The following is a 13,598-nucleotide window of genomic DNA, read 5'->3' on the forward strand; positions in this document are numbered from 1 at the left end:
GTACAGCCTGCGCAAGCGCGAACCGAAGGCCTCAGAGCGGATCAGACCAAGCCGTAAAACGAGGGGCGTCCCGGTGTTCATGAGATCGTGTCGCGCACGGGTTATCCCATCGCGACCAGGGGGCCTTGCCCCCATGGGTAAAGGCGGGGTAAGTCGGTGCCAACAATGAATGATCCGGGGTGGAGCGGCGTCCATGGCCAATACAGACAGTTTTATTGATGAGGTCAGCGAAGAGGTCCGCCGCGACCGTCTTTATGGGTTGATGCGCCGTTGGGGTTGGATCCCCGTATTGCTGGTGCTCGCCATTGTGGGCGGTGCAGCCTATCTGGAATGGAAAAGCGCCCAAGACCGCGCCCAGGCCGAGGCTTTTGGCGACGCCCTTTTGCAAGCGTTGGACGCCGAAGACACCCAAGCCCGCATTGCGGCGCTTGAAGCTGTGGAAACGCCCTCTGCCGAAGCAAGCATCATTCTGGCGCTTTTGACCGCTGGAGAGGCCGCCAATGGCGAGGACCGCGTTGATGCCGCCGCCCGTTTGCGGGCCGCCGCCGATGCCCCTGGCGTGGCACGTCGCTATGTGGATCTGGCGCTATTGAAGGCCGAAATGCTCGACCCCGCACCCGAAGCGGAAGCGCGTATCGTGCTCGAGGCGCTTGCCGCCCCCGGCGCGCCTTATTCGGCATTGGCCGAGGAACAATTGGCCCTGATGGAAGTTCGCGCCGGTGATCTGGATGCCGCGTTGGATCGTTTGCGGGCGATTGAGCGCAGCGCCGCGGCAACGGCAGGCTTGCAACAACGCGCAGCGCAGTTGATTGTGGCGCTGGAAAGTGGTGCAGTCTTGGAAGACGCGCCGGTTGAGCCCGCGGAAGAAGAAGCGAGCCCCGCCGAGGACGCGCCAGCTGAGGAGGCAGCGCCTGTAGAAGCGGATGCCGAAGGCGACGCGGACACGGAAGCAGCCGAAGGCGGCGACGTTGACGCGGGTGCGGAAGCGGAACAAGAGCCCGCCGAAGGCGCGGTCGAGGAAGAATAGGGCCCGCGCATTTGCGCCTAAAGCCCGAAGGACGAAAACGTAAGGACCGGATTTGGCCGATGCCAATGCCTCTGGTCCCGGAACGAGTGGTGGACGCGGCATGAGCCTTGCAAGCACGATGATTTCTTCGAAGACGCTTCTGAAAGCGGGGGTGGCTTTGGTCACATCGCTGGTTCTTGTCGGCTGTGAACGCGAAACGATCTTGCCGGGGGAACGCTTCTCGGTCGATGCGGTGCTGGACGGCGGCGCAGGTGTCGAGGTGACAACCGATGGTCCCCGCGCCATTAGCTTGCCCTCTGCGGCGCGTCTGAGCGCTTGGGAACAGCGCGGCTACAATGCGTTGAACCGGACCCCCCATGCCACGCTGAGCGCCAATCCGACGGCTGTTTGGACAGCTGAGATCGGGCAGGGGAACTCGCGCCGTCACCGTATTACCGCCGATCCCGTTGCCGCCGATGGCCGCGTGTTCACGATGGATTCTCGGGCCGGTGTTGTGGCCACGTCGGTCACTTCTGGCGCGGCTCTCTGGACCGCTGACTTGCAGCCGGGCTTTGACCGGGGCGGGAATATCTCGGGCGGCGGCTTGGCCGTCTCGGGCGGGCGCTTGTTCGTCACGACAGGGTTTGGAGAGCTGATCGCGCTCGACGCGGCCTCGGGCGCCGTGGCTTGGCGCCAGCGCCTGGATGCAGGCATCGGCGCGCCGACCATTGCCGACGGCACCGTTTATGTGGTGAGCCGCAATAACCAGGGGTGGGCGATTGACGCCGACACAGGCCGTTTGGAATGGAACGTGCCGGGCACGGCCACGGGCGCAGTGCTGGCCGGAGGGGCCGCCCCCGCGGTATCGGGCCGCCTTGTCATCATGCCTTTCGGTTCGGGCGAGATCGGTGGCGTGTTGCGCCGTTCCAGCGCGTTTCTGTGGAACACCTCCGTTGCAGCGGGCCGCAATGGCGTGGCGTATGCCAACATCAACGATGTCACCAGTGATCCGGTCGTTGTGGGCAACCGCGTCTACATCGGCAACCAATCGGGCCGTGTTGTGGCCTTTGACACCGCCCGTGGATCGCAGCTGTGGCAAGCGGACGAGGGCGCCTATTCGCCGGTTCTGCACACCGGGGGCGATTTGTTCTTCATCTCGGATCGTAACGAGCTGATCCGCCTTGATGCGGGCTCCGGCGCGCGGGTTTGGGGCACGGAACTGCCGCTCTACGTCAATGACCGCGAGCGTCGCCGCCGCGCCGTCTATACGCACTTCGGCCCGATCCTTGCGGGCGGGCGTCTGGTGATGGCCTCGGGCGATGGCAATGTGCGGTTCTTCAGCCCCGAGTCCGGCGCATTGACCGGCGCGCTGGAGCTGCGCCAGGGCGCTGCAGCGCATCCCATCATTGTGGGCGATACGCTTTTGGTGGTGACCGAAGATGGCCGCCTGACGGCGTTCCGTTAAGCGTTAACAAGCCTCAGGCCAGCAACGCCGTGCGGGGCGCCTCATCCATCCAGGGTGTTGCCCACCACAGCACCACACGCCCCATGTTGAACCAGATGGCGAGCGCTTCGCGCAAAAGGGGCCGGGGCCGAAGCGATGGTGGCCCTGCCGCCGCCAAAGCCACATCGCGGTATCCCATTACCCAGAACGAAACGGCGGACCGGGGCAAGTGGTAAGCATTGCTGACCACAACCACCCGCGCGTCCGGCGCCAGCATGCCCGCCGTAAACCGCGCGTTTTGCAGGGTTGAGCGGCTGCGATCCTCTACAAAAACAGCGTCTTCCGGGACACCCTGGGCAAGGGTGTATTCCGCCATGAGAGGTGCGGCGACGGTGCCAGAGAAGATGACTGCGGGGGCAACGCCTGCCTGAAACAGGTCGACACAGCGGGCGGCTCTTTGGGTGGCATCCACGCCCAACGCCTCTTGGGACGCGCTTCCGCCTAAGCAAATGATCGCATCGGCTGACGCGGGAAGGGTGTCGCGCGGCCAAAAGAATTCAACGGCGACGACAATCAACAGCGTCTGGAGATAGATCAGAAGAACCAGACGGAGGGTTTGACCCGCGCGGTTCATTCCAGCTCGATCATCAATGGGGCAATCAGGATCTTGGTGTTGTGCAAAAGTTCAGTTCCTTGTGCGGCTGCCGTCAGGGGGGCCATAAAAACTCCGGCCTTTTGAAATTACGGTTTTCTTGCCTGTACGACCAAATTCTATTGTTCCGTATCTATCGAAAGGCGAAGCACGGCATTGGCCGGGTCCACCGCTTAAGGGGGGCAATAAGGTTCAAGGCGACAAGACAGCTTCCCCCCTCGCTGTGGTGGTACGACACCGATGCGCGGGGGGGGGGGGGCGCGAAGATGACCCGCAGCAAGCGCAAAGGCGGGGTCACGGGGTTCCGCGTGCCGGTTGATCGGGGTCATCGGCCAGGAAAACCGCGATTGGGCGCGTGGCAGGGACATGGCCCAGGATGATGGCAAGGATCGACGTGAGTGGAATTGCCAAGATGCTGCCCGCAACACCCCACAGCGATGTCCATAGGGTCAAGGAAACGAGGACAACGAAAGGAGATAGGTTCACCCGCTTTCCGATCATCTTCGGCTCCAGAAAATTACCAACCCACAGTTGTGCGCCCGCCAACAGCGCAAGCACGAAGGCGGTCGTCTGGAGCGAGCCGAATTGCGCCAGCGTTAGCGCGACCGGAAAGACGACGCCGATGAGAGAGCCGACATAGGGGATGTAGTTCAGAAGACCGATGAAGATGGCCCAAAATAGCGCGAAATCGACGCCAAAAGCCCACATCACCACGTAGGAAATTGAGGCAAGGATCACGTTGATCAGGGTCTTCACGGCAAGGTAGTCGCCGATCCTTGTGTTGATGTCAGAGATGATGCTTTGGGCCTGCACACCGCCTTCGCCGGGCAGGGCAATGGCCACCTTGTGAGCGAAGCCGCCCCGTTCGCCCATCAGAAACATCGCGTAGATGACCACTAGGAAGATCACGCCCGCCAGCGACCCCAGCGACCCAAGGGCGGTTGTGGCAACGGATTGCAGGTTGATCTGACCTATGGTGGCCTCCCACACGCCGCTCCAGTCTTCCGGCACCTCAAACCCCGCAGTCGCGATCAGGCGCTCGGCAAGCTGTTCGAGATTCGCCTGATATGTGGGGATTTCAGCCAGCAATTGCCCACCGGTGGAGATGACAACGCCCGTCAGAGCTACAACCGCAAGAACGAATGCGAGCAAGACGATGCTCCGTCGCGCCCAAGCCGGCAGCTGCCCGATCACAGGGATGTTGCCCAACGAATTGCTTGCAGACACCAGAACGTAGACTGAAATCACGGCGACGAAGATCGGCAGCAGCAATGACTGCCCGATGACCAGAAGATACCCCACCATCACGACCAGCAAGATGGCATGGACGATCGTCTGAAGACGCGGCGTCTGTGTTCGCGGCTGGGGTGTGGTCATTCGTTCGTCCAATCATTCGTCGTGGGCACCGTCACCGTACCGGGTCGGCCAGAACCGGCCGATGTGACCCGCCGGGGATGTGCGCCGGGGTTGAATGCAGCGGCGCGCGATAACATGTCAGGCGCGTCGGCCTGAGCGAAAGCGCCGCCCAAGGATTAATCCGACATTGGCCTGCCCCTTGGCAAGGCCTTCGTCCCGGACGCCTGGGAACCTTTAAGCGACAGAGCGGCCGCCGCTCGGTTTTGATGGAGCGATCAACATGTACAAATCTTCGAACTTTGAGGTTGCGGGCGATGTCGCTCTGGTGACCGGGGCAGGGGCCGGAATTGGCCGTGCCATCGCCATGACCCTTGGGGCGGCGGGGGCGTCGGTCATGGTCAGTGATCTTGATCTGGAAACCGCGCGCGGTGTTGCGGATGAGATCACGGCAGCAGGCGGCACGGCCCGCGCGATTGCTTGCAATGTGACGGTTGAAGAAGATCTGTCCGCCGTGGTGGCCGAGACGGTCGCCGCGTTTGGGAAACTCACGATCCTGGTCAGCAACGCCGGTGGCGGTGGTCCGAAGCCGTTTGATATGCCGATGGATGATTTCAAGTTTGCCTATGATCTGAACGTGTTCTCCTTGTTCCGGCTGGCGCAATTGGCCGCGCCCGAGATGGAGAAGGCAGGCGGCGGCGCAATGCTGGCGGTGACGTCGATGGCGGGGGAGAACAAGAACCGACGGATGGCCTCCTACGGCTCTTCCAAGGCGGCAACGAACCACCTGATCCGCAATATCGCGTTTGACCTCGGCCCCAAGGGTATCCGCGTAAATGGAGTAGCCCCCGGAGCCACGCGCACAGCGGCGCTAGAGTCGGTGCTGACGGATGAGATCGAGGCGAAGATGTTGGAGCACACTCCAATCCACCGCCTCGGGGCCGCGCAGGACATGGCCAACGCGGCGCTGTTTCTATGCTCTCCGGCGGCCTCGTGGGTCAGTGGACAAATTTTGACCGTCTCGGGCGGCGGCGTGCAGGAACTGGGGTAAGACTATGAAAAAGATGATGACAGCGGCCATGGCCGCAACTTTGACACTCGGAGCACCCGCCATGGCGCAGGAAACACTGGACGCCACGGCGTCGAACCCGATCACGATGGGCTGGATGCAGGGCTTTCCCCCCGCCGCCGATCAGATGATCCGTTTCACGGACCCTGATTACTTTGCCTTCCCGCGCCTGCGCTGGACGGTCTGTCATTTCCGCGAATTGATGCCGACGGTTGCCGTGCGCAATGGCGGCACAAGCGACTTGCCGGTGGCATTGGACGCAGGGATCAACGCCGTGACCTTCACGCCCCTCGGCGGTGGTGACGAAATGACGTGGGACGCCGCGTTTGACGCCAACTACACCGACGGCATCCTTGTTCTGCATCAGGGGCGCATCGTCTATGAACGCTATGACGGTTGCCTGAACGCGCAGACCCTGCACGGCGCGATGTCGGTCACCAAGAGCCTTACCGGATTAATGGCCGAGGTCTTGATTGCAGAAGGTGCGTTGGATGAGACGGCCCTTGTGGGTGATCTTATCCCGGAGTTGGCCGATAGCGGTTTCGGCAACGCGACAGTGGGTCAGGTGGTGGAGATGACCACCGCGCTCGACTATTCTGAGGACTATAGCGACCCCGATGCCGAGGTTTGGACCTACGCGCAGGCCGGGTCGCCTCTGCCCGTGCCAGAAGGCTACGAGGGACCGCGCAGCTACTTTGACTATCTGCAAACGGTGGAGGCCAATGGCACCCATGGTGAGGCGTTTGGCTACCGCACCATCAACTCCGACGCCGCAGGGTGGCTGATTGCCCGAACCACGGGCATGTCGGTTGCCGACTACTTCTCTGACCGCATCTGGTCGCGTATCGGGGCCGAGCGGGAGGCGTTCTACACCGTTGATTCCATCGGCACACCTTTCGCGGGGGGCGGGTTCAATGCCACGCTGCGCGACATGGGGCGGCTGGGTCAGCTGATCTTGCAAGATGGCGCGTGGAACGGCGAACAGGTTCTGCCGAGGGCGGCCATTGACCGGATTCGCCAAGGTGGCTCGCCCCAGGCCTTTGCCCGCGCGGGCTACGACCTGCTGCCCGATTGGAGCTATCGTGGCATGTGGTGGGTCAGCCATGACGACGATGGCTCGTTCGCAGCCCGTGGTGTTCACGGCCAAACCATCTGGATTGACCCCACGGCCGAGATGGTGATCGTGCGTTTTGCGTCGCACCCCGTTGCCGGAAACGCGGCCAGTGATCCTACGTCGCTGCCCGCCTACCGCGCGGTGGCCGAGTATCTGATGTCGCAAACCGCGCCGAACCTCACGGGGCCGGAGTGGGTCATCGAAGATATCGCGGGCCGGGGTGTTATCGACAACAGCCCCGCCAGCCTGGAGTTCCTGCCCGATGGGTCCTTGGCCGGAAATGCCAGCTGCAACCGCCTGATCGGTAGCTATGAAGCCACGGACACCGGTTTGTCTGTGATGCTTTCCGGCACCACGATGATGGCCTGTCCCGAGGCCGTGGCGCATCAGGAACAGCGGCTGCTGGCGCTGCTGCCCGCCGCGGTCTCGTTCGAGATCGACGCCACCGGCGCGCTGGTCCTCACGACGGACGGCGGTGAGACCATTGCCGCGCGGAGACGTTGAGATACGGCAATAAGGACAAATCCAAGGAACACAGAGCGCGGTTTCCGCCCGTGTTTGGTGGGTGCGGCTTGTACGCGGTCTGGCTGATCTGCAAAGAGATCGCGGATTACCGCCCCCCCGTCGCGCCCCCCGTCGCGTTGGAAATCAAAACTCTCGGTTCGAAAGACAAGCCGCCGCATGCCCTGCGTCTCGTCGTTTGAAGACGCGCCCAAAGCTCCGGCTCGCCGCGACTTATTCCGCGCCGCGGGTGGCCTCGTTGTACCAAGCCACAAGGATTGCGCGGTTCTCCGGTGTCATCGTCGAGACCGCATTGGGGGGCGGCATGGCGCCAGAGTATCCGGCGTGCAGCACGATCTGCTGCGCATGGCGCGCGATGTCCTGATCTGTCTCCAGCACGACATTGCGCGGGGCCCACATCATGCCGGGCCAAACGGGCTCACGCGCGTGGCACATAGAGCAGTTGCCCATCACGATCTGACGGGCATCCTCCCAGGTAGCGGCCTGGACGAACTGCTCCTCGTAGGGGGTGAAGGCGCGCGCCTCCGCTTCCTCGTAGGTGTCGCCCATGGGGGCGGTGGACAGCCATGCGATGGCGATGAACAGTAAAACCGTGACGGCCCATGTCCAATGGGGGCCCTTGCCCGTCTTGTGCATGGTGTTGAAGTAATGCCGGATCGTGACCCCGGTCAGAAAGATCAGGGCGGCAATGATCCACGAATACTCCGTCGCGAAGGACAGGGGGTAGTGGTTGGACAGCATCAGGAAAATGACCGGCAGTGTCAGGTAGTTGTTGTGGGTGGAGCGGACCTTGGCGATCTTGCCGTACTTGGCATCCGGCGTGCGCCCTTCCATGAGGTCCTTCACCACGATCCGCTGGTTCGGCATGATCTGAAAGAACACGTTTGCGGTCATGATTGTGGCAGTAAACGCCCCCAGGTGCAGCAGCGCGGCGCGGCCCGTGAAGACCTGATTGTAGCCCCAAGACATGATCACGAGGATCACGAACAGCAGCAACATCAGGATCGTTGGGTGATCCGCCAGCTTGGATTTGCACATGAAGTCATAGGCAAGCCAGCCGATGCCGAGCGAGCCCGCGGAAATCAGGATGCCTAGAAACAGGGAAATGTCGGCGCGGTTGGGGTCGAGCAGGAAGATCTCGCCGCCCACCCAATACACGATCATCAAAAGCGCCGCCCCCGACAGCCACGTGGTGTAGCTTTGCCATTTGTGCCAGGTCAGATGCTCTGGCATCTCGGAAGGGGCGACGTTGTATTTCACCGTGCGGTAGAAGCCACCACCGTGAACTTCCCATTCCTCCCCCGAGGCGCCCTCAGGCAGGGCGGGCGATGGTTTCAGCATCAAATCAAGCGCGATGAAATAGAAGGATGCGCCGATCCACGCCATCGCCGTGATGACGTGCAACCAGCGGACCGCGAAGGCGATCCAGTCCCACATGACAAGAAAATCGAACATGACCTGTCTCCCAAAAAGTCGTAATTTGTGCCACCCTAGGCGAAGTCGCACCTTTCTGGTATCGCAGGTACAAGCCAAGCTGCATCAAAAAAAGCCGAAGAATGTCTTACCTCGATAACATCCGCACCTTTGTTCGCGTCTATGAGTTGGGCTCGATGTCGGCTGCGGGGCGGGATCTGAGAATCTCTCCGGCAGTCACGTCGTCGCGCATCTCCCAACTGGAGGGGCACTTGAGTGTCAGGCTGTTTCAACGCACGACCCGGAACCTCTCGCCGACAGAACATGGAAAAGCCTTCTATTCAGGGGCTTGCGAGATTTTGGAGTCGGTCAGCAACGCCGAGGCTCAAGTCGTCGACATTACGGAGAACCCGAAAGGGGCCTTGTACGTTGCGGCCCCTCTTGGGGTCGGGCGGAGGCTGATCGCGCCGCAAGTCCCGGGGTTTCTGGAACTCTATCCCGATGTGAACATTCGACTGAGGCTGACGGATCGGAAGGTGGACCTGACAACCGAGGGCCTTGATCTGGCGTTTTTTCTGGGCCAGCCCGAAGACAGCAACTTGCGCATTCGCAAGATTGCCGATGTGGAACGCGTTTTATGTGCGTCGCCGAGTTATTTGAAGGCGCGCGGCACCCCGGAAAGTGGCGAAGACCTGTTGTCGGGGCAGCATGAATGTTTGAGTCTGCGTTTTCCCGGCGCCACCGAATTCCGCTGGCAGCTACAGACCCCTGAGGGGCTACAGCGGTTCCGGGTTCCTGGCCGATACGAATCCGACGACGGAGATGTCCTGACCGATTGGGCGCTGGACGGTCGCGGTATCGCCTTGAAACCTGTGTTCGAGGTGGCGGAACATCTGGAGAAACGACGTCTGATCGTTGTCGGCAAGAAAACTCCGCCAACGCCCATTCAGATGGCTTGCTTGTATACGCACCGCCGCATGCAGGACCCCAAGACCCGGCTGTTCATGGACTTCGTCATTGACCGGGTCAGCGAAGAAATCAGGAGCGCCGAGGCGTTGGCGCATCTTACCCGGTAAGGCGCGATCCGTAAGGAAGCACCGGTTTCGAGACAAATTGCGCGCGCGTGGCGTCAGCTTCCCCGGTAGGTCGAGTAGCCAAACGGCGAAAGCAACAGCGGCACATGATAATGCGCTGCCTCGGACATGCCGAAACGCAGTGGCACGATGTCCAGGAACCGGGGGTCTTCGGCGGGCGTGCCGATGGCATCCAGATAGGCGCCTGCGTGGAATACCAACTCATAGGTGCCCGTCGTGAACTGATCGGCAGGCAAAATCTGCTCGTCCGTGCGTCCGTCGTCATTAGTGTGCAAGGTCTTGAGCAGCGTGCGGGCCTCACCCTCGATCCGAAACAGCTCGATCTTGATACCTTCAGCGGGAACACCCCGAGCGGTGTCGAGTACGTGCGTGGTAAGATATCCGGCCATGTGTAGTCCTCCGATTGGTTGCACCCTTATAGGTTCCAGCCTGAGGAGATCGCAAAGAGTGAGGGACAGAAGGCTCCTTTTCGTTTTTTTTGAAAAACAATTCCATTGCCTTGCCCTATGAATGCTTAACTTTGAAAGGAATCTACCCCGTGAACCGCTACCCTCGAGATATGGCTGGATATGGTGCAACGCCTCCTGCAGCGAACTGGCCCAACGGCGCCAAGATCGCTGTGCAGTTTGTTCTAAACTACGAAGAAGGTGGCGAAAACAACATCTTGCACGGCGATGCGGCGTCTGAAGGGTTCCTGTCCGAGATTACAGGCGCACAGCCTTGGCAGGGTCAGCGGCACTGGAACATGGAATCGCTCTATGAATACGGCTCCCGCGCCGGGTTCTGGCGGGTGCACCGGATCCTTAAGGATATCCCGACAACTGTCTACGGCGTGGCCACAGCACTGGCCCGCGCGCCCGAGCAAGTCGCCGCCATGAAGGCCGCGGGGTGGGAGATCGCCAGCCATGGCCTGAAGTGGGTCGAGCACAAGGATATGCCCGCCGACGAGGAACGCGCGCAAATCAAGGAAGCGATCCGTCTGCATACAGAAGTCACCGGCACGCCCCCACGCGGCTGGTATACGGGGCGCTGTTCGATGAACACGGTCGATCTGGCGGCGGAGGAGGGAGATCTGGCCTATATCTCCGACGATTATTCCGACGATCTGCCCTACTGGCGCCGGGCGGGCGGCAAGGATCAGCTGATCATTCCATATACGATGGACTGCAATGACATGCGGTTCTCGATTCAGGCGGGCTTCACCACCGGCGAAGATTTCGAGGCGATGCTGCGTGATGCCTTTGATGTGCTTTACGCCGAAGGCCAAGCCGGCGCCCCCAAGATGATGTCCATCGGCCTCCACTGTCGCCTGATCGGTCGCCCCTCACGCGCGGCGGCCTTGATGCGGGCGCTTGCGTATATGCAGAGCCATGACGGCGTCTGGTTCGCCACCCGCGAACAGATTGCGGACCATTGGGCGGCAGAGCATCCGCCCCGGCACGGCGACCGTCCGTCACAAATGGACCGCGAGACCTTTGTCGAAGCCTTCGGCAGCATCTTCGAGCATTCGCCATGGATCGCGGAAGGGGCGTACGAATTGGAGCTTGGGCCGATGCACGACAGGGCGGCGGGCGTCCATAACGCCCTGTCTCGCGTGTTCCGCAGTGCCTCGGAAGAGCAACGCCTTGGCGTGCTGACAGCGCACCCCGATCTGGCGGGCAAGTTGGCCGCAGCGGGTCAGCTGACCGAAGAGTCCACCGCGGAACAGGCCGGCGCGGGTCTTGATCTGCTGACCGACGACGAACGCGCAATGTTCCAGGACCTCAACGCGCAATACGTCAAACGCCACGGCTTTCCGTTTATCATCGCGGTGAAAGACAACGACAAAGCCAGCATTCTGGCCGCCTTCCACCGCCGCATCGACAATAACCGTGACACGGAGTTCGCCGAGGCCTGCCGACAGGTCGAACGCATCGCCGAATTGCGCCTTCAGGAGAAATTGGGGTGAGCCAGCAATTGCAAGCACAACCCCTGACGGCCGAGGCCTTCGCGCCCTACGGCGAGGTTTTGGAAGCCACGGGAGAGGCGGACAAGATCATCAACCAAGGGCTTTGCGGGCGCTTTCACGACCGCGCGCAGCTCGATTTCGGCCCGGACGGGCGTGCCGGGATCAGCGTTTTCCATGGCGAGGTGCGACTGTGGCCCATCACCGTCGAGCTGGTGGAGCGTCATCCAGAGGGCTCTCAGGCCTTTATCTGCATGAGCGGCCATCCGTTCCTTGTGGTCGTAGCCGATGACGAGAACGGCACCCCCGCCAAACCGCGCGCCTTCGTGGCGGCGCCGGGGCAGGGCATCAACTTCCACCGCAACACCTGGCACGGGGTTCTGACCCCCCTTCATGCGCCGGGTCTGTTTGCGGTGGTCGACAGGATCGGCACAACGCCAAACCTGGAAGAACACTGGTTCGATACCCCGTATACCGTCGAGCCGGGCCAACAATGCACCAGCGCGGGGCTGGTATAAGATAGGGCTACCTAGGGAGGGACAAAATGGCCAATAACTCAATCGGAACGCCGGAACAGCTCCGCGATCCAAACTTCACACCACCGCTTTACAAGGCGATTCCACTGGGTATCCAGCACGTTCTGGCGATGTTCGTGTCCAACGTGACACCGGCAATCATCGTGGCAGGCGCCGCTGGTTTCGGCTTCGGGTCCAACAGCCCCGACTTCCCGGAACTGCTGTACCTTATCCAGATGTCGATGCTGTTCGCGGGTGTTGCGACGCTGCTCCAGACCATCTCCATCGGGCCGGTTGGCGCGAAACTGCCCATCGTTCAGGGTACGTCGTTCGCCTTTTTGCCGATCATGATCCCGCTTGTAGCGGGCCAAGGCGTTGACGCGCTTGCAGCCCTGTTCACCGGCGTGATTATCGGCGGTATCTTCCACGGCTTCCTGGGCCTGTTCATCGGCAAGATCCGCTTCGCGCTTCCGCCGCTGGTCACCGGTCTGATCGTGACCATGATCGGTCTGGCGCTTGTGAAGGTTGGCATTCAGTACGCCGCCGGTGGCGTGCCTGCGATCGGTACGGAAGAGTACGGCTCGCTTGGCAACTGGACAGTGGCACTGATCGTGGTCTTCGTAACGCTGGCGCTGAAGTTCTTCGCCCGTGGCATGCTGTCGATCTCGGCCGTTCTGATTGGTCTGGGTGTCGGCTATGCTTATTGCCTGTTCTTCACCGACATGCTGTCGTTCGAATCCATCGCAACCTCTTGGGACCGGGCCGCCGTTTTCGCGCTGCCGCGTCCGTTCGCCTATGGGTTTGAATTCTCCGTCGCTGCCATTCTCGGCTTCTGCCTGATGTCCTTCGTCTCTGCCGTTGAAACGGTCGGCGATGTTACGGGGATCACCAAAGGTGGTGCAGGTCGTGAAGCAACCGACGAAGAGATCCAGGGCGCAACCTTCGCCGATGGTCTGGGTACTGCGTTTGCGGGCCTGTTCGGCGGCTTCCCAAACACCAGCTTCTCTCAGAACGTTGGCCTGATCGCCATGACTGGTGTGATGAGCCGCCACGTTGTGACCTGCGGCGCGATCTTCCTGATCATCTGCGGCCTGATCCCGAAAGTGGGCGGCCTGATCCGCACGATCCCGATCGAAGTTTTGGGTGGCGGTGTCATCGTGATGTTCGGCATGGTTGTGGCCGCTGGTATCTCGATGCTGTCGGACGTGAACTGGAACCGCCGCAACATGGTGATCTTCGCGGTCGCTCTGTCAGTGGGTCTTGGCCTCCAGCTGGAGCCCGGCGCGGTGCAGTACCTGCCTGATTGGGCCCGTGTTCTGATGGTATCGGGCCTGCTGCCTGCCGCCTTCATTGCCATCTTCCTGAACCTTGTCTTGCCGGAAGAACTGGCGGACGAGGCAACCGAAGAAGTTTCTGGCGGTATGGCTGGACATGGGCGCGGTTCGATCGACACTGAAGACCACGTCTGAAG

At 61.5% G+C, this 13,598-nt stretch carries 12 protein-coding genes; 8 read left to right on the forward strand and 4 right to left on the reverse strand.

Features of this window, described 5'->3' with window-relative positions; translation table 11 throughout:
• The first annotated feature begins 193 nt into the window (after positions 1–193).
• Together AADW23_RS13000 and AADW23_RS13005 are read left to right on the forward strand one after the other, a co-directional pair.
• Positions 194–1,027: a hypothetical protein gene (locus AADW23_RS13000; protein ID WP_341861370.1), complete on the forward strand. Its 834-nt coding sequence runs from the start codon at positions 194–196 to the stop codon at positions 1,025–1,027.
• A gap of 100 nt (positions 1,028–1,127) precedes the next feature.
• Positions 1,128–2,471 (forward strand): PQQ-binding-like beta-propeller repeat protein, encoded by a 1,344-nt coding sequence (locus AADW23_RS13005; RefSeq protein WP_341861371.1) that lies wholly within the window; start codon positions 1,128–1,130, stop codon positions 2,469–2,471.
• Positions 2,472–2,484: 13 nt separating this feature from the next.
• On the opposite strand, the gene AADW23_RS13010 is transcribed toward AADW23_RS13005, so the two are convergent.
• A complete protein-coding gene (locus AADW23_RS13010) occupies positions 2,485–3,084 on the reverse strand; it encodes a YdcF family protein (protein ID WP_341861372.1) in 600 nt (199 codons plus the stop codon).
• A gap of 312 nt (positions 3,085–3,396) precedes the next feature.
• Positions 3,397–4,479 carry an AI-2E family transporter gene (locus tag AADW23_RS13015; protein ID WP_341861373.1) on the reverse strand — a complete coding sequence of 361 codons (1,083 nt, stop codon included), beginning with the start codon at positions 4,477–4,479 and terminating at the stop codon, positions 3,397–3,399.
• 259 nt (positions 4,480–4,738) lie between these two features.
• On the opposite strand from AADW23_RS13015, the gene hdhA reads away from it, so the two are divergent.
• Positions 4,739–5,506: a 7-alpha-hydroxysteroid dehydrogenase gene (hdhA, locus tag AADW23_RS13020; RefSeq protein WP_341861374.1), complete on the forward strand. Its 768-nt coding sequence runs from the start codon at positions 4,739–4,741 to the stop codon at positions 5,504–5,506.
• Between the two features lie 4 nt (positions 5,507–5,510).
• Positions 5,511–7,142 (forward strand): serine hydrolase, encoded by a 1,632-nt coding sequence (locus AADW23_RS13025; protein WP_341861375.1) that lies wholly within the window; start codon positions 5,511–5,513, stop codon positions 7,140–7,142.
• Positions 7,143–7,373: 231 nt separating this feature from the next.
• Here the strand turns inward: AADW23_RS13025 and AADW23_RS13030 are convergent, their stop codons facing one another.
• The gene (locus tag AADW23_RS13030; RefSeq protein ID WP_341861376.1) at positions 7,374–8,615 is read right to left on the reverse strand and encodes a urate hydroxylase PuuD; all 1,242 of its coding nucleotides are present in this window, start codon (positions 8,613–8,615) and stop codon (positions 7,374–7,376) included.
• Positions 8,616–8,716: 101 nt separating this feature from the next.
• Between AADW23_RS13030 and AADW23_RS13035 the strand changes: the two genes are divergently transcribed.
• Positions 8,717–9,649, forward strand: a complete 933-nt coding sequence (locus tag AADW23_RS13035) for a LysR family transcriptional regulator (RefSeq protein ID WP_341861377.1) — start codon at positions 8,717–8,719, stop codon at positions 9,647–9,649.
• A 53-nt stretch (positions 9,650–9,702) separates the two neighbouring features.
• On the opposite strand, the gene uraH is transcribed toward AADW23_RS13035, so the two are convergent.
• Complete coding sequence (uraH, locus tag AADW23_RS13040; RefSeq protein ID WP_341861378.1) at positions 9,703–10,056, reverse strand: hydroxyisourate hydrolase; 354 nt, start codon at positions 10,054–10,056, stop codon at positions 9,703–9,705.
• Between the two features lie 149 nt (positions 10,057–10,205).
• Between uraH and puuE the strand changes: the two genes are divergently transcribed.
• From puuE to AADW23_RS13055, 3 genes are read left to right on the forward strand one after another with little or no spacing between them, the layout of a single operon-like run.
• The gene (gene puuE, locus AADW23_RS13045; RefSeq protein ID WP_341861379.1) at positions 10,206–11,615 is read left to right on the forward strand and encodes an allantoinase PuuE; all 1,410 of its coding nucleotides are present in this window, start codon (positions 10,206–10,208) and stop codon (positions 11,613–11,615) included.
• Positions 11,612–12,130 carry an ureidoglycolate lyase gene (locus AADW23_RS13050; protein WP_341861380.1) on the forward strand — a complete coding sequence of 173 codons (519 nt, stop codon included), beginning with the start codon at positions 11,612–11,614 and terminating at the stop codon, positions 12,128–12,130. Before puuE ends, AADW23_RS13050 begins: the two co-directional genes overlap by 4 nt.
• 26 nt (positions 12,131–12,156) lie before the next feature.
• Positions 12,157–13,596, forward strand: coding sequence for a nucleobase:cation symporter-2 family protein (locus AADW23_RS13055; RefSeq protein WP_341861381.1), 1,440 nt, complete (start codon positions 12,157–12,159; stop codon positions 13,594–13,596).
• Positions 13,597–13,598 lie beyond the last annotated feature (2 nt).

The sequence above is a fragment of the Gymnodinialimonas sp. 57CJ19 genome, from assembly GCF_038396845.1.
Taxonomy (GTDB): domain Bacteria; phylum Pseudomonadota; class Alphaproteobacteria; order Rhodobacterales; family Rhodobacteraceae; genus Gymnodinialimonas.